We start from the raw sequence: 20,767 nt of genomic DNA, 5'->3' as shown, positions 1-20,767 counted from the left end.
AAATCAAATTTCTTATATTTGTAAAAAAATCAATAATATAAATTTTTTTTTGCAATACAAGAACAAAATTACTCCGTTTTTTGAGAAAATTTGGCGAATAGATAGCTAAGTTGGCGTTTTCTCACTAACTAAATACAATTCTCACTTGCCATGATATGCACAGGGATCGGTAAATGCTTATGACAGATTGCCTCTCCGCGTAGGGATGACTGAGTTAGTTCCCATCCATCTTCGATTCCCACTGCAGGTGCTTTTTGCCATTTTCCTTTTTGCAAATCTTTCAAGAATGCCGCCACTTTGCGAACATCAATCACCGGTTTTTTATCTGAATGGGAAATGGCCGCATCGTAAATTAAGCTATCTACAACGCTATGGTGCATTTGTTCCCATAATACGGGATTGGCAACGGCTTCCAGTAAAAACTTTGGCTGTTGATTTTCACTACCGGCAAATCTTATAGCAAAAATACCCACCTGCCCTGGGCGTACGGGATTGATCTTTTCTTTTATGTTACGCGCTTTACTTCTTGTATTTTGCGTTGTTTCGTTTACTTGAACCCGATGAGTGGTCACTGTTTCCGACATGAGCTTTTTACTGTCTAGTGTGATGGACATAGTACAACGCAAAGACTCTGTTGCAGAACGTGTTGTTGAAGATTCATAGGAGTTAATCGTATTCCATGTCTGCGTCTGATCTTGTTTTCCGTGGCGCATATACGATGTTGTCATGGTTTTCGCAGAACTAAAAGTCTTTTGCCCTTGCGGATTCCATCTTCCGTGTTGTACACACTGTACGGGAATTTGCGATGTGCCTTTGGCTAAAATACAACTGCGAACAACTTGTCGGTCCTGACCTCCACCTTCTAACAGTGTTCCTTTTACACAAATAACATTAGATTGCGTACTGGTAACCTCAAGTGCTTGTACACGACTATTTGCCATTTCCTTCACCGTCACTTGTTCCTTAGCGACGGCATCACCAAGCAAGATGTTTTCGTGATAGTAGTTGGCCTTATTGTACACGGGGATCAGTGTCAAACCGGGAAATGCTTGTGCTTGTTTCAAAACCAATATTAAATTACCCACTGGAATCATATGTCTCTCCTTTTTGTTCGTACCGTTTTTATTTTCAATACGACACACACACAAATTTTTTTCATACACAAGCAAATTATTGACAACCAAAAAAAAATATGAACAATAACAACACACTCTTATTCTAAAATCTAAAAATCTTTCTCTGTGCCTCTGTGGTTCAAAACATTCAGGAAGCGAAAACCAAAACGGAAAACCAAAACCAAAACGGAAAACCAAAACGAAAAACCAAAAACCCAAAAAGGAAAACCAAAAATGCCAAAACAAAAATTCTACATACTGACCCTAATTTTATCACTGTTAATTGCATGCAATGAACAGCAACAACCTCCCAAAAGTCGCAGTACAGATAACACCTCCACACAAATGCCGCAAACACTCGACAAAAATGTACAAGTCGACACAGCTTTTCGTGCATACAAGAAAAAACTGTGCGCGAAAAGTATTCATACTTTCAAAAAACAAAAAAGTCATGACTTTGCCGTATTCATAGGCATTGACGATTACAAAAACAAATCGGAGATACAAAGCCTTTCGGGAGCGGTAAATGATGCGATTAAGATGTACGATATTTTTAATACATTGGATTTCAACTGCGCACTGGTAACAAACTCAGGGGCAACACGCGGAAAGGTACTTGATTTATTTAAAGAACTTGTCGCACAAATTCAGGAAACGCGCAACAAAAGTGATGAAAGAATCAACGTGGTGATCTATTTTTCTGGTCATGGTTCCCAAGTAAAAGATGTAAATTTTCCCATCAAAACAGATATCGATTTGCGCGACAATGAATCTGACGAAAAAGACGAAACATGGGTGATGTTCGATAGCGGTGCTGATGGCAAGAATGATATTCGCGACGATGAAATTGACACTCTCTTAGCACTTCTCCTTCACAAACTCAAGTGCCAAGTCACTCTGATTACCGACGCGTGCCATTCCGGATCGATATATCGCAATGAGTTGGTTGGGCGACGCCACAGCCGCGACAAACTCAGCGACGGACCAGCGGAAAACATGTTTGCCGATTTGCTGGTAAATACACAAAAACACAACTCCGATAATGAAATTGAAAATGGCTATGCTTCCTACAGCGCGTGTAAGGACAATGAGGTTGCGTGGGAGCATATCGACGACAACGGCCTGCATTGTGGAAGATTCACCTACGTGTTGCGACAAATTCTACCAACTCTGCGCCACAAAAATCCACAATACCAAGACATCCATCACCTTATACAACGCAAGTTTTTGTACAATAAATGGCGCTCACAAATGCCAAAGTTTTCTGGCAGTATGAAGGAAAAAAGTTTTTTTGGCGGTGACGATGACAACGATCAACAACAATATGGAGTACTGTCATGGAAACAGGGCAAGAGCCACTTCATCGATCTTGGTGAGGTACATGGTATTCATCGCCGTACACTTTTTGATTTATATGAAACAAAAGACGATATCGATGAGGGGCGACCTTTTAAGAAAAAAGTGCGCGTGAAGAAAGTATTTCCATTGCGCTGTGCTGTGGAATTAGAGGGAAAAAATGCTGGTTATGCCGTACCCGCTTCTGCAATTGAGTATCGTGACTTTGCGATTAAGGTCGATAAAAATGTCGATACACGTTTGCAGGAGTTTCTGCAAAAAGGTGCGAATAGCGGAAAGTGGACAATCGCCCAAAATAGTAACTATGACTATGAGTTAACGCAAAACGCCACAAAAAACACCTTGGAACTCTATCCCAAAACCAAAGAAAATACTGTCGCTTTGAGTTTGGAAATCGGCAAAGGTAAACTCGACTTACCACGAGCACAGAAACTTCTACAGAAAAACCTACACTACCTTGCGGTGGTGAAACGCATTATGAGTTTAAATTATGAAAGCTATGCAAGTGAAAACAAAGACCTTGATTTTTATGTTCTCCCTAATAACGACGAAACGGAAATGGATAGTGAAGTAGAAATAACTCCACAGGATACATTTACTTTGCGTTTTGCGAACAATAGTGATCAGGCATTGTACTTGAATGTTTTTTACATGAATGTCCATAGTCAGTTAGAAATTCTTTATCCTCAAGAAGGAGAAGGACGTCCACTAGAAAAACAGAGCTATTGGGATCTCACAGGACTTAAAATTTCAGTTCCTAAAGGTCGTAGTTTTGCGGGAACACATTTAGTAAAAGTCATCGCAAGCGAAGATGATCTTGATTTTCGTTCATTTTTGAAAGCCCCACAAACGAGCTTAGATCCAAGTGTGCAATTGTTGTTTGACATCGACTCTAAGTGGAAACAGGATCTTGTTGCTGGTAAGCTTTCACCGGGCTTGTGTAAAGTACTTACGAAGAACAAATGTGCGTTTACTCCTGCCGCGAAGGTAGAAAAAATGGCGGACCGTTGGAAAATTAGTGAAAATGAGAAGACTCTGTATGTGATGGAGAGTGATTATGAATTGTATATCTATCGCGAAAGAGCCATGCGTTCTGAGGCAAGTGATAGCTACCCTGTTTTTGAAAAACTATTTCGCGGTGTCAAGAGTAAAGAGGAGCAAATGCGCGCTCGACTGGCTCTACGTGACAAGAAATGGGCTACCGCTAGTGTGGTTATTGAGGTTGAGGGGAAAGAGATAAAAGAGGGGAAAGAAGGGAAAGAGATAAAAGAGGGGAAAGGAGAGGACTAGAGGACTCTGTGTCTCTGTGGCTCAAGAGCGAATCGCTTCGATGTTTGAGAGTCGCTTCCTGAATGTTTTGAACCACAGAGACACAGAGAAAATATTTTATAATGCGAAACGTTTTATGTCTTTTATTCGTTGTGTTACATTGAAATTGGTAGGTAATCTTAGATTATGTTTTAGTGACAACAAATTTTCTTTCTCTGTGTCTCTGTGGTTCAAAGCGTTCAGGAAGCGAATAACTTTTACACCACAGAAAAATATTTTATAATATAAAACGTTTCACACCTTTTATCAGTTGTGTGACATTGAAATTGATAAGTAATCCCAGCTTGCATCCCGAAAGCTTCATGTAAGAAATAACTTGCGCGTGATGCACAGGAATGACTCGTTCCACAGCTTTAATCTCTACAATAACGCATTCCGCAACCAAAAAATCAACGCGAAATTCGCAGTTGTCGATTTTTAGTCCCTTATAATCAACAAGCAACTGTTTTTGCTGATGAAAAGATACTCCACGAATAAAAAACTCCTTAGCCAAGCACTTTTCATAAACAGATTCAAGAAGTCCTGGCCCAAGATTGCGATGTACTTCTATAGCACAACCAATAATGTCACCTGTAATATTGTTCATAACCTGTCTCCTTTTAATGCTTTTATTCTAACATCCAAAACGACAACAAATGCTATAACAAAGAAATAAACAAACCCAAAGAACCTAATTTCCTTTCTCTGTGTCTCTGTGGTTCAAAACATTCAGGAAGCGACTACCAAACATTTAAGCGACTCTCAAAACTCAGACACACCTCTCAAATCGTTGACACTTGACATCCCACAATTTTCACTTAAAATAATTAATTCACTAAAATAAACAATGCAATAACCAAACTCTCCCACATTTAAAAAGAATTGCAATATGAACCAACAAAATCTTACTAGCGAAGAAATTGAACAACTAGCACTCGATTTTTTTACCCACCGCCTAGCGGACGAAGCACATGAGGTACTTGTCGCATTCAAGCTAAAAAAATGGTACAAAATTTCCCTAGATAGTGCTCAGTCATGGCAAAAATTACTAGATCACCTAATGCAAGAAAATCTTCTTGGGCCGTGGCTAGATAAATTTACCACCTACCCCTTTGCCAGAAAGTGGTTAGAAAAATTGTGTCAGACTCCGGTATTTTACAATCGTCTACAACGACCGGAAATTAACCAGAATGAACGGGTAAAAGTAAAAACTTCACCGCCACCACCAAAAAAAGATAGTGCACTTGCATACTTGTGCAACCGCGATTCACAAACAGACACCATGCACATGCTGTTCGAAGATTGGTGTGAGAATGAGGACAGTAAGGAACGACCGTTATTCTTCGTCGTGCACGGTCCAGAAGAAGAGTGTTGTGCGCAGTACCTGGATGTTGTCGAACATCGCAAACTGGAGAATATCATACAAGAAACGGCAAAAACCAATGTCATTGTAGATCGTGGGAAACGACCGCCACTGCAATGGCCAGATGACGATGTAGAATCTCCGGAACTTCATTTAACGCGCAAAGTCAAAAAACTATGCCCTCCGGCAGGTGGGCAACGCAAGGCGGTGGTGCTACGTCTTCCCGTTGCAGCACGTGATTGGAAAAAGCGTGGTACCGAGGTAGTCCACAATTGGTTAAAAAAACTCAATCGCGAAAAATGGCCGCAGTTGCGGCATAATCTGCTATGCGTATTTTTGTGCATTGAGTACAACAAACTACCAAGTTGGGTAATTGCGTTGAAGAAACTTTGGTATACATTAACGTTGCGCAAAATGACACCAGACCAAAAGTATCGACCACTGAAATCTTTAGAAGAAATAAAGGACTTGCCGTACTACGGTGTATTTCACTCTTTGCCTCAATTACGCCCCTTACGTCAAAGTGATGTGTTGAAGTGGATTGAAGAGCACAAGACCGAATTTAGCGAAGAGCAATTAAAGCAAATCAAAACAAAATGTCATACTTTTTTCGAAAAACACGAACGCATCGCGATGTTGGATTTTGTCAATATCATCAAAGAAGTTCGTGGTATGGAAATTTTGCGTATCCCTCAAAGCCCGACACCGAAAATTGTCGCTGCGGTATTCTGTTCTTTGCTTTTGGGATTTGTCATTGCCACCGCGGTGTGGCCAAAACCTGTTGCTGCTAGTCAACCAATGTTTTTATACCGTGAAACCGCCACCAATCAAAATCTTGAATCATTTGGTACGAACATAAGCAAGTGGAAAGGACTTAGTATCCTCGATAAGTATGGTACTTTGGTCAAGGTAAGGCGTATGGGGAAAACCTGGCATTTGAAATTTCACAAGGTCAGCAGTACATCGAAAAAGATAACGAAAAAAATCATTTTTGTCGAACAGCCGTATGAAAATAGTCTTAAAATTTGGGAGCCGATCTCCGCCACCTACCGCGCGCTGATTATTTATATCACCAAGTACGATGGTAAAGACTGGTCGCATTTGAAGACACCGGAGAATGATGCCCTGTGTTTACGTCATGTTCTCATGCAAAAATATGGGTTTGACGAGAAAAATATTCGTGTGCTTGCGGGAAATAACGCGGAGAAAAAAACAGTGACCACCAAAGACATCAAAAATGCCCTAGAAAAACTATACGACGATTGTGGTAAGGACGATTCTGTTGTCATTTTTTACGCTGGGCACGGAGGAATCAATAATCGTAAAAAGGGATTTTGGCAGGCGCAAGACGATGAATTTGGTTATGCGACCCTTAAGGATCTTACCGATTCTATTGCCGAAAAAGCGGGGCACCTTCTTGTGGTTGCCGACTGTTGCTATTCGGGAAAACTCGTTACGCGTTCCGGCAAAAAAGGCATTGAACGCGAAAAAGAGCATAAATCGCGTTATATCGTCGAGAATATGAAGCGCAAGAGTTATCAGATCTTTACTTCGAGCAATGCTTCACAAGAAGCGATGGACGAATATCAGGATAAAGGTCACTCGCCTTTTATCAATTTTTTCCTCGAAGCATTGCGCAATAATCAAGATTGCCTTGACACTTCACAATTGGTGGTCAACATCAAGAAAAAAGTCGAAGGTGAAACGGGCCAACAACCGCTCTACATTCGTGCGAATCTTCCGATCACCGGATATGAAAACACCGGGGAGTTTTTGTTTATCAACGAAGATAGCGATGCAGATTGTACATGTAACCATCATCAGAAATAAAAGGTAAAACAAAATGGCAAAAAGAAGAAGCAAAAAAAACACCGCAGTGGAGTTTCCGTACTCGCAAAAATGGGAAGATGCGCGTAAACCAATGCAACTCTCGCATCTGGAAGTGGGTGAAGATCCGGAAGGCTATGTTCCCGATGCTGGACTTATCGATGCGGTGGATATTGCGATGTTACTCAATCAACCACTTCTTCTCACCGGGGAAGCGGGCACAGGGAAAACGCGTTTCGCGTACTACCTGGCATGGAAGTTAGGTTGGAGCGAACCGTTAAAGTTTGAGACCAAATCAACAAGTACTTCCGACGAGATTTTTTATACCTACGATACCCTCGGACGCTTTCACGAAGCGCAAATCGGTGGAGAAAAAACCAAAGCCGCCAATTACATCAACTACCAGGCGCTAGGACGCGCTATTTTGCATGCAATTAGCCCAAAAAAAATAGACGATGCTTTACTACCCGAAGATTTCAAACATCCAGGGCAACAGCGTTCTATTGTGCTGATTGATGAGGTCGACAAGGCACCACGCGATTTTCCCAACGATATCCTTAACGAAATCGAACAAATGTATTTTCGCATTCCATTTTTATCACACGAGAAGATCGTCGCAGAGCGCGCGATGAAGCCTGTGATTATTTTTACCAGTAATAACGAAAAACCGCTGCCGGATCCGTTTTTACGTCGCTGTGTCTATTACGACGTTCCTTTTCCTGATCAAGAGCGACTAGAAGAGATCATTCATATGCGTATACCTGAGTTCAATGAAAAAGAAACCTTCGTTTCTCAGGCGTTGGAGTTTTTCGATTTGGTGCGCAACGCTGGACTGCATAAAAAACCTGCTACTGCTGAGTTGCTAGGATGGCTAACAACCTTACGCGGATTTGGTTTACACGAAAAAGGAAGCTTGCGTGAGCAAGGAGAGGTATTGGCAAAAACACTTAGTACTTTAACGAAAACCCAGGACGATGCCCCGATCGCGCAGAACGTACTGCAACGCTGGGTACGTGTTTCTTCATAGTATTTGATTATCTCTTCCTGAATGTTTTGAACCACAGAGCAGAAGTTTCCGTAGTAGTCGGATAAGTAGGAGTTACCTAACAGAAGAAAGGGGAGAGTACTGCAACCGTTTTAATTTAAATGATTTAGAATCAAGAAAATAATGATCTCGAATATAACGAGAAAGTTTAGTAAGAGTAAATTTAGTATTTTTGATATTCCAACGCAAAGAAGGAGAAAGAGCAGCAACTTTCAAAGAAAGACGAGCAAAAATAAAACGTAAAGAACTGATGGCAAAAGAAGCATTTTGTGCGACATGATAAGTTCCATGATAAGAAGCAATGGCAAGAACATGCTTAAAGTCGCGAAACATGTTTTCGATCTTCCATCTAACAGAATGCTCTTGATGTATAACATTAGAGTTAACATTGGGGTTAGAAGAGAGAAAAACAGAATATTTAAGCCGACGAGTAAATGGGCAAAAGTAGGGTTTAATTAACAGAGCAATATCGCCGAGAATGTTATGCGATGCATTTAAACGATAGTACAAACCGATCGAATGACTATGCTTCGGAGGCTTAGGAATACAACCATTCTTAAGTTCTAAAACATGAGTATCAACAGAATCGATATTAACAACCCACGAAGACTTTAATGCTCCATAGAATTCAAGACCAAGTTGCTTTGCTAGTTTCATAACTTCAATGATGGAGTATTCCGAGTCGGTAACCATGCGCACCCCATCAAGAGTAAGACCGTTGGCATGTACATAATTATTTAATTCTAAAAGCATCTGTTTTATTTGCACTTTTGGACTTACATGATTAGGGTGCTGTTTCGATGTAATAAAAGTGGGGGCTAAAGGAAAAATGAATTTATCTTTTCCTACGCATACAGCAAAAAATAACAATTTTTGCGCATGCATGTAGCACCTATCTGTTGGATTGTACACGTTAAATGTATATGCCATTTTTCTTCCCCAGCGTTTTATTATCGTGCTGTCTAAAATTAGTCTTATTTTCCAACGACTCTTTGACGATTTCTCTTTTTTGCTTCTGTATTTTTTTAAGAACGTTACTAATAGCCCAAAGCTTATTTCTTTGATTAGTTGCCACCAATCGACATCTTTGTCTTTCAAAAGATCATAATATTTGTTTTTGTTCTTTTGTAACGTTTGTGAAATATCATTAATACTATCAAATTGAAATATTGGATAAAGTATCAGTTCATTTAGAGTTTCTTTTACTCTCGTACCATATCTTTCTTCCAATTTTTTATACTCTTCACTCTTGTACCACGGATATATTTCTTGTACTCTATCTATCAGGGGAATTCCTGTTTCCATTTTTATATCCTTAAAAAGGAAACTAATTTTTGAATTTTTGAATTTTGAATTCCCCTAATTATATTAAATTAAAACAGTTGCATCACTCTCCTTTCTTCTTTCTTCTGTTAATTCTAATCTTTAGCTAATTACTGAAACTCCTGCAGAGACACAGAGAAAGGTAAAAAATTACCATCGTAACGTTATTGTCTGTTTTATTGTTACTACAAATAGAATAGATGTAATCGTCTAAGCTTTTGTATAGAAGAAAGGTGTTGGCAAAGACACTCAGTACTTTAACGAAAACCCAGGACGATGCCCCGATCGCGCAGAACGTACTGCGACGCTGGGTACGTGTTTCTTCATAGTATTTGATTATCTCTTCCTGAATGTTTTGAACCACAGAGACACAGAGAAAGGTAAAAAATTACCATCGTAACGTTATTGTCTGTTTTATTGTTACTACAAATAGAATAGATGTAATCATCTAAGCTTTTGTATAGAAGAAATACTATTCGAATTTACATGCTCTTTTATTAAGTGTAATCACATAACATAACATAAATTTTCTCTGTGTCTCTGTGGTTCAGTCTTTTTCTATTACTAGCGACAAACGCTAGCATGTGGCCCAGTCTTTTTCTATTACTAGCGACAAATGAACCACAGAGAAAGGTAAAAAATTACCATCGTAACGTTATTCTCTGTTTTATTGTTACTACAAATAGAATAGATGTAATCATCTAAGCTTTTGTATAGAAGAAATACTATTCGAATTTACATGCTCTTTTATTAAGTGTAATCACAACATAATATAAATTTTCTCTGTGTCTCTGTGGTTCAGTCTTTTTCTATTACTAGCGACAAACGCTAGCATGTGGCCCCGTCTTTTTCTATTACTAGCGACAAATGAACCACAGAGACACAAAGAAAGGTAAAAAATTACCATCGTAACGTTATTGTCTGTTTTATTGTTACTACAAATAGAATAGATGTAATCATCTAAGCTTTTGTATAGAAGAAATACTATTCGAATTTACATGCTCTTTTATTAAGTGTAATCACAACATAATATAAATTTTCTCTGTGTCTCTGTGGTTCAGTCTTTTTCTATTACTAGCGACAAACGCTAGCATGTGGCCCAGTCTTTTTCTATTACTAGCGACAAATAAACCACAGAGACACAGAGAAAGGTAAAAAATTACCATCGTAACGTTATTGTCTGTTTTATTGTTACTACAAATAGAATAGATGTAATCGTCTAAGCTTTTGTATAGAAGAAATACTATTCGAATTTACATGCTCTTTTATTAAGTGTAATCACAACATAACATAAATTTTCTCTGTGTCTCTGTGGTTCAATCTTTTTCTATTGCTAGCGACAAACGCTAGCATGTGGCCCAGTCTTTTTCTATTACTAGCGACAAATGAACCACAGAGAAAGGTAAAAAATTACCATCGTAACGTTATTCTCTGTTTTATTGTTACTACAAATAGAATAGATGTAATCATCTAAGCTTTTGTATAGAAGAAATACTATTCGAATTTACATGCTCTTTTATTAAGTGTAATCACAACATAATATAAATTTTCTCTGTGTCTCTGTGGTTCAGTCTTTTTCTATTACTAGCGACAAACGCTAGCATGTGGCCCAGTCTTTTTCTATTACTAGCGACAAACGCTAGCATGTGGCCCAGTCTTTTTCTATTACTCGCGACAAACGTTTTCGATAACCAGCGACAGACATTAGGACAAAACATGGATGCAACTATTGAATTAAAGTATGTACAACAAAATCTCCCGCACTTATTACAATACCTAAAATCATTAGGCTATGGTACCACTGTTCCGCAGATGCAGGCAGTGCAGTCGGTTCTTGTGGTTTTGGTGGCTGAGGGGCGTGATGAGCTTGCGATCGCGAAACTCACCAACTACATTGGCCCTCTGGTGTGCAGTTCTCCACCGCAACAGCAAAACTTTGCACCATATTTTCACAGGTTTTGCAAATCGATAACGCCTAGTGATGAGGTAGTCGCGGATGAGGATGATATTGTTGTACATGAATCTGAGGAAATCCATGTATTTCCGTGGAAGATTATTTTCACCGCCTCGGTATTTGTTCTCATTTTTGGAATAGCCGTCGCGCTATGGGAACAACCGCAAAAGTATTTGCTTTCGGGATATGTTGTCGATCAACATGGCAAAGGTGTTACTGATGTTGAAGTAAAACTTGGTGACAGTAAAAAATACACGCCAACAACCGGTTACTTTTATCATACCATCACCACGAAACGCGATAAAACTTCGCTGGAGATCTCCTACAGTAATTACCAAAAAACACACGAAATCTCATTGCAAAAACCCAAAATAGAGCTTGGTAAAATAGTGTTGCGTAAGACGATGATTCGCGGCAAAGTTCAAAACGAAAACAACGAGTCGCTACAAGGTGTAGAATTACAACTTCTCACCAACAAAACCACCAGCGATGCTAATGGTGACTATCAATTTACGTTTTACATCAACGAACAAAAAAAAGCTAAGATCAGCGCACAACTCGCTGACTATTTTGCTTATGAAGATGAAATTGCGTTAGACGAAGACGCAAAAACACACAATATCACCATGAAAAAAATTCCCACGTACGAATTAAGTGTCACAGTTATTGGTGAAGCGAAAGCAGCAGTGAGTGATGCCCAAGTCACATTTGCCGGACAGAGTGTGGTATTTGACAAAGATGTATATAAAATTTCATATCCAGGTACGATAGAACAAGCCGTGTTAATTGTCGATCATCGCGATTATCTCCCGTGGAAACAAGAAATTAAGGTAGAAGCCAAGCAAAAACTCACTGTACAACTACAACCTTTGGTCACACATAATTTACAAGGCGAAGTATACAATGAAGCCGGAGTTGCGGTGTGGAACGCGGAGGTTCAATTTCTTGGAGAAAAAGTTGTCACAAATAAAGAAGGTGAATTCGCCTTTACCTTTCGCACACGCGAACAGCAAGCATATGTGCACATTGAACACCCCAACTACCAGAGTTGGCAGCAACTAGTCAAAATCGAAGGCGAAAATATTCGCCTCCCGCGTATCACTCTCACGGAGCGTGCGGTTACCGTATACGATTTGATGTCACAAATGGCGGGTAACTACGCTACAATGATCGCACCGCCTATTCCTTTCTGGGTGTGGTTCGCAATCGTAATCGTTATTGTCATTATTTTAGAACGCTTGTGGTGGCGTAAATTGTACTACATAAAAAAGCAACAACTATACATAGCCGATGGCGAAGAACAGCAACGTTTAGAGGTCAAAAATCCCCCACCGTTGTTTCCCGAAACGATCAATATCCCACAAATTCAGACCTTGCAACAGCGTCGCCATGTATTTTCCAGCAAAATTGACTTCGAAGCCACCGCCAAAGCCACCGCCGATGCCGCGGGAATGTTCACACCGGTGTACCACTCGCAACGCTTAGCCCCCGAATACTTGGCACTAGTAGACCGCAACGCCATGCAAGACCACAACGCACAGTGGGCGATGGAACTACTGAGACACCTACGCAAAAGTGGAATTAGTGTGAAGATTCTATATTTCAATGAAGATCCACGCAATTGCTACGACGAAAACAACCAACGCTGCGCTTCACTAGGACAAATGGCGTATCAGTACTACCAACATCGTTTGCTCATCTTCAGCAACGGCAATGGCATGTTTGATCCGTTCAACAATTGTCTCTACGACTGGGTAGAAAGATTCGACGAGTGGGACATCCGCTCATTTTTTACCCCCGAACCAACATCGAACTGGGGATATCGCGAATGGGCGCTCGCCAAGATGGATTTTGTAATGTTCTCCACCAACAGCATCGGTGTCGAAGCCTTTTCGCGACTCATGGCCGGAGAAGAAGTGAGCTCCACCGACGTTGTGTCGTGGAACGCACAACTACCCGCTTTACTCACCGAAGATAACGAACGTTGGTTAGAAGAACGCCGCCCATCACCACGAGTGATTGCGCAACTACAACAAACCCTACAACAATACCTCGACGCACCAGGATATCGTTGGCTACAACGCTGCGCAGTGTATCCTCAAATTCATTGGAGTGCGACACTATACCTTGGCCACATGCGAGATGCGGAAGGCAATAAGCTGTTTAGCGAAAGACGCCTCCTACAACTCATGCGCCTACCATGGTTTCGCCACGGAACCATGCCACAATGGCTACGCGAGCATTTGCAACAGGAACTTAGTTACGAAGAAAGAAAACTAATACTAGACGCAATCCAGCATTTACAACCACTGGGGGTTTTGTATTTACGACACGACGATATCGCACACCGCGCCCATAACTTTTTTCATTTGCGCGGAAGAAATACACCCTTCGCACGACAAACACAACAAAACATAGAACAAAAATTGCAAAAAGAAATGCACAAGTACAAACCAAGACACCTGTTCGCATTTCGTGAAGACCAACCACTACGTGGACAAAAAATCAGTGACAACTGGCAAAAAGTTTTTACCACAAAAGATAGCTCTTTATCACCAAGTCTTCGTTTACAAGAAGTGCATCGCATATTGCCGCAAAGACACTATAAGAGAAAATTTTTCATTGCCGCTTGTGCACTGATTATAGTCTCGATGTTATGGATACAATTATCTAAAATTAGCATGCCACAGGCGTGGGATAGCAAGTTATGGAAAGTATGTTGGAACACGGAGGAGGAGTATCTCGACTTTACCACTGAGGAATGGGGTGTGTTGTCCCATGAAAAACAGGTGGAGTTGGCGCGAAGTTATCAAGAGTGGTATGCTGCAGAAAAAGGTTTGCAGTTAACGAAAGAAATGACAAAAAACGGGGTAAATTTCGTGTTTAAAATGATTCCACCAGGAAAATTTTGGATGGGATCACCTAAAGAAGAAAAGGATCGTGATAATAATGAAGTTCGGCATAAGGTGCGGATTAGCAAGGCGTACTGGGTCGGAGAAACCGAGGTGACCCAGGGGCAATGGCAGGCGGTCATGGGGGAGAATCCATCGAGGTCTAAGGAGGTAGGATTACAAGGTCCGGTGGAAAGGGTATCGTGGAATGATTGTCAGGAGTTTTGTAAGAAAGCGGGGATGAGGTTATTAACGGAGGCAGAGTGGGAGTACGCTTGTCGTGCAGGGACGACACGGGCTTATAATTTGGGTGATAGTATAGATACGTTGAAAGTGCATTATGGTCAAGATTGGTTCGACGGTCAAACCGTTGTAGTAAAAAGTTTATCCAATATGAATAGCTGGAGTTGTTATGATTTTCATGGGAATGTGGCGGAATGGTGCGAAGATAAATACGGTAAATATACGAATAAAGACACAAAAGATCCCGTAAGTAAAAAAAGCTCGGATTGCGTTCTGCGCGGCGGGGATTGGCATGGCTACGCCGAGGAATGCCGATCGTCTTGTCGCGACAAACTCAGGCCCGACCATTACGGCGACTACACCGGGTTTCGGGTTGTCCCCGTTCCGCAATAATTACGAATAAAAATACCGCAACTTCTTTGAATTATCCTTTACCCTATTACTCTTTGTGAGGAAAAGCAAATTAAATGGTGATGAAAGCAAGTGACGAGCCGTGAAAGGAAGAAATCTCGCGTATTGTTTATCTTGTCCGTAACGTTTTGAACCACAGAGACACAGAGAGAACTTATACTAAATTGTTATTACGTTTAGTAAAGAGAAGTATGAATTTAATAGAAATTCTTTTGCACAAAAACTTAGATGATGACATTTACTTTTTGTAATTACAACAAAATACAAAATAACGTTACGATGGTATTTTTTACCTTTCTCTGTGTCTCTGTGGTTCAGTCTTTTCTATAACTAGCGACAAACGCTAACTTAAGGCTCAGTCTTTTTCAACAACCAGCGATCAACAAAAAAACGGAAAATACAAAATGAAGACAAAAAAAATATACTACATCCACGATAACAAAAAAATATACGAATTGCGTAAACGCGGTAAAAAAGTGCATGTATACCTGCACCCACAGCCAAGCGAAGAGTTGGTACAAAAGATTGTGCGTGAGATGAATCGCATCATCGAGACGGAGAACATCTGGGAGTGGGAGGACATTGACTACCTCCAAAACGCACTGCCGTCGCAGATGCGCATGTGGATTAGGCGTGGACCAACACCTGACGAACGTGTGGTCATCAATCGCTGGTTTATGGAAAAAGGCTTTCTCGGTGATATCACCGCAAAGAGTCATCTCTATGTCGGACTACTCGAAGGAACGCGCGACCTTTACCCATTTGATCGTCACAGTTTGTACTCACCGCAAAGCAAAGGCAATACTCCGCATGTACGTTTCCGCAACAAGAGCTATTTACGACGCTGGTGGCAGGTAGCGTTGCTCTTTACCGTTGTAGCAGTTTTTGCGGTGTGGTTGTTGAGTATTCGCCTCGATGTACCTACTTACGTTCCGCCACCAGACATGATTCATTTACAACAAAAACCAAACCCTGACGTTGTTCTTGCGTCAGCACTTATCGATGGTGTCGGCAAAACTCTGGTGTTAAACGCTGAGAGCGAAAGTGAAGTACGGTGCACGCACGAGGATAAAATTGCGCAATATCAGTTTAGCCGTGATGGCAAGCGTGTGGCGGTGGTAACGAAAGACAATCGTTTACATGTGTGGGATACGACCTTGCCACGCAAGATGACGGAACAACGTTTACCGTTCGTGCCTCAGACATTGGCGTTTAATGTCAGCGGACGCACCCTTACCGCGATCTCACAACAGCGCGAGGTATGGCTATGGGATTTGTTGCTCGAAAAACAAATGGGTAAAGTGTGGCAAACGCAGGGATTGCAGTTTGCGGCACAAATCCGCGGGATGCAGGTAAACGCCAACGATATCTGGGCAGTAGGCGAAGAATTGATTGTGGTGTCGAATGATGCGGGCAAGAGTTGGGGATATTTCGAGACCGACAATCATCTAAATGACGTTTACACCTACGACAAAGAAGTGTGGTGCGTAGGCGACGACGGAGTGATCATGTACTCCGGAGACAGTGAACACTGGCAACAACAGCGCAGTCGTAGTTTTGTCAAATTGCGTGGTATTGCCGGAAATAAACGTCGTGTGTGGGCGGTGGGAGATGCGGGAACGATTCTCTATAGCGAAAATGGTGGCGTGTGGCAACAACAACGGCAAATCACCGACGCCAATTTGTACGCCATTGCCGTTTCAAACGACGCAAAGCGAATATGGATCGCCGCTGACAAAGGCTTTGTGGTATATTCGCATGACAGTGGCAAAACATGGAAAAAACGCTTTATCGGTCCGCAAGAAACTTTACACGATGTGGTGTGCAGTGGCGATGGCACAAAGGCATGGTTTGTCGGGAGCAATGGCCGCGTGGTATACAGCGACGATGACGCGCAAACATGGAATCATCGCTATTTTGATGGCGAATTGCGCAGCGGCGAGGATCTATGCGCGGTGACTGGTGATGGTGACAAACAACTGTGGTGTGTGGGAAACGAAGGTTCGTTGTATTACTCCGCTGACGCAGGTAAGAACTGGATTTTGCGCCTTGCGGGCAATAACACCAACCTTTCCGTAGCACAGTATGTAAATGGGAAACTGTGGTTACGTGGAGAACCGTTAACATCTGAGATGAGCTTTCCTCAAGGAGTTTCTAGTGTTGCTGGAAACGCACAAAATATTTATGTGGTGAGTGGAAAAACCTATAGAATAAACCTGAACAACTTTGAGAAGCATTTTGCCAATAGCAAACATCATCAAATAGCACAAGAAAGTGGCCTTGTTGCTAGCAATAAAAATGTAGTTGCGGTTTATCAAAAAAATAAAATAGTGGTGTGGCGCAACGACAAAATAGAATCCCAATGGAATTGTAGCATGAACATCACCAAGATGCGGTTTGTAGAGGATGGATTATTAACAGTCACAAAAGATGGTCTCATACAAATGTGGAATATAGTGAATGGTAAAGAACAAAAAAAATGGAATTTAAGAAAAGGAATTAATGATATACATGCAGTGGCAAAAAGTTTATATGCACAATATGAAGACGGTCGAGTAATATGTTTTAATCCAGGTGTGCAAAATGTTATTTATTGGTCATCTAACAAAATAAGATTATGGAACATTCAAAATGATAAACAAATTATGTTTACGGGACATACCGATGGAATATCATCTGTAGCATTTAGTCCAGACGGTAAAATACTTGCTTCTGGATCTCGAGATACAACAGTAAGATTATGGGATGTCGCTACTGGCAAAGAAATGATGAAAATTACGGGACATACCGATGGAATATCATCTGTAGCATTTAGTCCAGATGGTAAAATACTTGCTTCTGGATCTCGAGATACAACAGTAAGATTATGGGATGTCGCTACTGGCAAAGAAATGATGAGAATTTCTGGACATACCGATGAAATACCATCTGTAGCATTTAGTCCAGATGGTAAAATACTTGCTTCTGGATCTTGGGATGAAACAGTAAGATTATGGGATGTTGCTACTGGTAAAGCAATGATGAGAATTTCTGGACATACCGATGGAATATTATCTGTAGCATTTAGTCCAGACGGTAAAATACTTGCTTCTGGATCTTCGGATGAAACAGTAAGATTATGGGATGTCGCTACTGGCAAAGAAATGGCGAAAATTTCTGGACATACCGATGAAATATTATCTGTAGCATTTAGTCCAGACGGTAAAATACTTGCTTCTGGATCTCGGGATAAAACAGTAAGATTATGGGATGTCGATACTGGCAAAGTAATGATGAGAATTTCTGGACATACCGATGGAATATCATCTGTAGCATTTAGTCCAGACGGAAATACTCTTATATCTCGATCGTCTAACAACAACGCTACAAAGTTTTGGGATGTGGAGACTGGCCAACAGGTTACGGAAAAAATTCAACGCAAAAATTTGTCAATATTTTATCGACCTGGAGACCCAAACATTGTAACAAACTATGAGGGACTTGCAAGTAGTTCAGAAGGATTATTGTACCTCAATAAAGGCGAAGTACTGTTATGGAATAGAGGTATTAAAAGGCGCTATGGTGATGGAATACTGACATTAACAAGCGACGTCAACAATAGACTATTAACAAGTGGTAATGATAATGCTTTGCGTGTGTGGGACGTAAAAACAGGGAAAGAAATTGCATTTAAACGACTTGACTCGCCCGCAACACAACTACAGTTTGTAGATGCAGGAAAAACGGTGCTGTATTTAAGCGATAATAAGATTGGTTTATGGCACATAAATAAAGAGAAACGATTAGGAAAAGCCCTACCTAGAGTTGCACAGTTACAACTTACTTACCGTATACCAAAAAATGTTGCCCTTAATGATCATTTTTTATGTGAATTGCAGGTAGTTAACAATGGTATAGTGAGCGCTCGTAACACAGAGATTCGTTGCAAAATACCACATGGGGTAAGTTTAAAAAATGCCTCTGGATGGCAAAAACACTCCAAAGATGAATATCACGTATATATTGGGAAAAAAGCCACTATCAATCAAAAAATAGACTGGTATATAGCAAGTAAAACACAAGAAAAGCGGACTATCGAACTTATTGCCAAGAAAAAAGGAATAAAAACCCTTATCGCAGAATTATGGCAAGAAGGCCAACTCATAACAACCGTTCATGCAAAGATCAGAATATCTACGGGTGCACCCCAAGGCTGGGACAGCAAATTGTGGGAACTGTCGTGGAACGCAGAGGAGGAGTATGTAGACTTTACCACAGACGAATGGGGTGGGTTGGCGCATGAAAAGCAGGTGGAGTTAGCGCGAAGCTATCAGGAGTGGTATGCGGAGGAAAAGGGTTTAGAGCTGACAAAAGAAATGACGAAAAACGGGGCGAAGTTCGTGTTTAAAATGATCCCACCAGGGAAGTTCTGGATGGGCTCACTCGAAAGCGAAAAGGATCGGAGTGATGATGAGGTGCGACACAAGGTATGGATCAGCAAGGTGTATTGGGTAGGAGAAACAGAAGTAACGCAGGGGCAGTGGCAGGCAGTGATGGGGGAGAATCCATCGGATTTTAAGGAGGTAGGATTGCAAGGTCCGGTGGAAAATGTATCGTGGGAGGATTGTCAGGAGTTTTGTAAGAAAGCGAGGATGCGGTTATTGACGGAAGCGGAGTGGGAGTATGCATGTCGTGCGGGGACAACACGGGAGTTTAACCTGGGAAGTGATATAGATACGGATCGGGTGGATTACAATGGTAATTATCCGTACAGAGGAAAAGAGGGGATATATAGAGAAAAGACAACCGTTGTAAAAAGTTTACCCAATGAGAATAGCTGGGGGTGTTATGATTTTCATGGGAATGTATCTGAATGGTGCGAAGATAAATACGGCGAATACACGGAAAAAAATACGAAAGATCCCGTAGATAAAAAAGGTTGGTCTTGCGTTCTGCGCGGCGGAGGTTGGGATATCAGCGCCCAGGATTGCCGGTCGGCTTATCGCGACAACTCCGGGCCCGACGACAGTTACTTCGGGTTTCGGGTTGTCCCAGCTCCGTAATTATCCTGTGCCCTGTTACCCTTTGTAGGGAAAAACAAAGAAGATGGAGATGATAGCAAGAGAGTGAATAGCCGTGAAAGGCACGCAAAGGGATCACCGCGAAGCGCATGTATTTAAGATCGCTTTGCCGGCTTTCACGGCGGACCTTTGGGGTTAAGGAAGAAATCTCGCGTATTGTTTATCTTGTCCGCAATGTTTTGAACCACAGAGACACAGAGAGGTTTTATGAAAAAACACAAAACAACGTTGCGGTGGTATTTTTTACCTTTCTCTGTGTCTCTCTCTGTGGTAAAATCTTTTTAAAACATAAAAAACTGCCAGAGAATTTTTCGCGAAATACTACTAGGTTCTCTGGCAGCCATGTGTTCATTTCACCTGGCATTGCGTAACATGAACATCTTTACTGCATTTAGGGCACGTTTGTTTGGTGTTGTAAAAATTATGTGAAATACGTAGTTTCGTGCGGCAATTCTGACAAGAAAATGTCACAAAGTTATATTTTTGTTTGTTATGATTATCCACTTTTTTTGGATTCCCGTCATCAAGCCAATAAGAGATCACCGCAAAACTTGCGAGTAATGCAAAGCCCTCCCAGATCGTAGCATTCTCTCCGCGAAGTACGATAAAAAAGCAAAAGCCTAACGTCAGCATCCCTAGACAACAGGAACAAAAGCCTCTTAGATTATTGTAATTTTCGCGCATCTCCGCAAATACGCTAATAATTAGCATTCCACCAATAATCCCAAGAATTACACCAATACAACCCATGCTGTAGTAGCCGGCCGCTGCCACAACGACAATAATCGCAGCAAAAAAAGGTAACTCGCCAAGAAGTGTCAGAAATACGACTTCCATATTGTCTCCTTCTACGTTGTTTATTTTTCAATAC

General features: G+C 41.2%; 9 protein-coding genes. 5 read left to right on the top strand and 4 right to left on the bottom strand.

The genetic code is table 11. The features are described 5' to 3' along the window. Positions 1–128 precede the first annotated feature (128 nt). Positions 129–1,094 carry an ARPP-1 family domain-containing protein gene (locus UABAM_RS24530; protein ID WP_151970634.1) on the bottom strand — a complete coding sequence of 322 codons (966 nt, stop codon included), beginning with the start codon at positions 1,092–1,094 and terminating at the stop codon, positions 129–131. A gap of 255 nt (positions 1,095–1,349) precedes the next feature. Here UABAM_RS24530 and UABAM_RS24525 point away from each other — a divergent pair, with 255 nt between their 5' ends. Continuing rightward, positions 1,350–3,761: a caspase family protein gene (locus UABAM_RS24525; protein WP_151970633.1), complete on the top strand. Its 2,412-nt coding sequence runs from the start codon at positions 1,350–1,352 to the stop codon at positions 3,759–3,761. Between the two features lie 256 nt (positions 3,762–4,017). Here UABAM_RS24525 and UABAM_RS24520 read toward each other — a convergent pair whose 3' ends face one another. Beyond that, positions 4,018–4,386 carry a GxxExxY protein gene (locus tag UABAM_RS24520; RefSeq protein WP_151970632.1) on the bottom strand — a complete coding sequence of 123 codons (369 nt, stop codon included), beginning with the start codon at positions 4,384–4,386 and terminating at the stop codon, positions 4,018–4,020. Between the two features lie 282 nt (positions 4,387–4,668). On the opposite strand from UABAM_RS24520, the gene UABAM_RS24515 reads away from it, so the two are divergent. Both UABAM_RS24515 and UABAM_RS24510 read left to right on the top strand, forming a co-directional pair. Then, the gene (locus UABAM_RS24515; RefSeq protein ID WP_151970631.1) at positions 4,669–6,972 is read left to right on the top strand and encodes a caspase family protein; all 2,304 of its coding nucleotides are present in this window, start codon (positions 4,669–4,671) and stop codon (positions 6,970–6,972) included. A gap of 13 nt (positions 6,973–6,985) precedes the next feature. Further along, a complete protein-coding gene (locus UABAM_RS24510) occupies positions 6,986–7,996 on the top strand; it encodes an AAA family ATPase (RefSeq protein WP_151970630.1) in 1,011 nt (336 codons plus the stop codon). A 72-nt stretch (positions 7,997–8,068) separates the two neighbouring features. Here UABAM_RS24510 and UABAM_RS24505 read toward each other — a convergent pair whose 3' ends face one another. Continuing rightward, positions 8,069–9,319, bottom strand: a complete 1,251-nt coding sequence (locus UABAM_RS24505; RefSeq protein ID WP_151966752.1) for a hypothetical protein — start codon at positions 9,317–9,319, stop codon at positions 8,069–8,071. A gap of 1,734 nt (positions 9,320–11,053) precedes the next feature. On the opposite strand from UABAM_RS24505, the gene UABAM_RS24500 reads away from it, so the two are divergent. Together UABAM_RS24500 and UABAM_RS24495 are read left to right on the top strand one after the other, a co-directional pair. Next, the gene (locus tag UABAM_RS24500) at positions 11,054–14,818 is read left to right on the top strand and encodes a formylglycine-generating enzyme family protein (protein WP_173013555.1); all 3,765 of its coding nucleotides are present in this window, start codon (positions 11,054–11,056) and stop codon (positions 14,816–14,818) included. 422 nt (positions 14,819–15,240) lie between these two features. After that, the gene (locus UABAM_RS24495; RefSeq protein ID WP_151970628.1) at positions 15,241–19,878 is read left to right on the top strand and encodes a WD40 domain-containing protein; all 4,638 of its coding nucleotides are present in this window, start codon (positions 15,241–15,243) and stop codon (positions 19,876–19,878) included. 366 nt (positions 19,879–20,244) lie between these two features. Here the strand turns inward: UABAM_RS24495 and UABAM_RS24490 are convergent, their stop codons facing one another. Then, positions 20,245–20,733 (bottom strand): hypothetical protein, encoded by a 489-nt coding sequence (locus UABAM_RS24490; RefSeq protein ID WP_151970627.1) that lies wholly within the window; start codon positions 20,731–20,733, stop codon positions 20,245–20,247. Between the last annotated feature and the right edge of the window lie 34 nt (positions 20,734–20,767).

It is taken from the genome of Candidatus Uabimicrobium amorphum, assembly GCF_009002475.1.
Lineage (GTDB): Bacteria > Planctomycetota > Uabimicrobiia > Uabimicrobiales > Uabimicrobiaceae > Uabimicrobium > Uabimicrobium amorphum.
Note: the sequence above shows the minus strand (reverse complement) of the source record. Positions and strands in the feature narration are given on the sequence as shown.

Bases quoted from the DNA above. Each gene is read 5' to 3' on its own strand.
- UABAM_RS24520 (WP_151970632.1), bottom strand. From the start codon at position 4,386: ATGAACAATATTACAGGTGACATTATTGGTTGTGCTATAGAAGTACAT.
- UABAM_RS24490 (WP_151970627.1), bottom strand. From the start codon at position 20,733: ATGGAAGTCGTATTTCTGACACTTCTTGGCGAGTTACCTTTTTTTGCT.
- UABAM_RS24500 (WP_173013555.1), top strand. From the start codon at position 11,054: ATGGATGCAACTATTGAATTAAAGTATGTACAACAAAATCTCCCGCAC.
- UABAM_RS24515 (WP_151970631.1), top strand. From the start codon at position 4,669: ATGAACCAACAAAATCTTACTAGCGAAGAAATTGAACAACTAGCACTC.
- UABAM_RS24505 (WP_151966752.1), bottom strand. From the start codon at position 9,319: ATGGAAACAGGAATTCCCCTGATAGATAGAGTACAAGAAATATATCCG.
- UABAM_RS24525 (WP_151970633.1), top strand. From the start codon at position 1,350: ATGCCAAAACAAAAATTCTACATACTGACCCTAATTTTATCACTGTTA.
- UABAM_RS24530 (WP_151970634.1), bottom strand. From the start codon at position 1,094: ATGATTCCAGTGGGTAATTTAATATTGGTTTTGAAACAAGCACAAGCA.
- UABAM_RS24495 (WP_151970628.1), top strand. From the start codon at position 15,241: ATGAAGACAAAAAAAATATACTACATCCACGATAACAAAAAAATATAC.
- UABAM_RS24510 (WP_151970630.1), top strand. From the start codon at position 6,986: ATGGCAAAAAGAAGAAGCAAAAAAAACACCGCAGTGGAGTTTCCGTAC.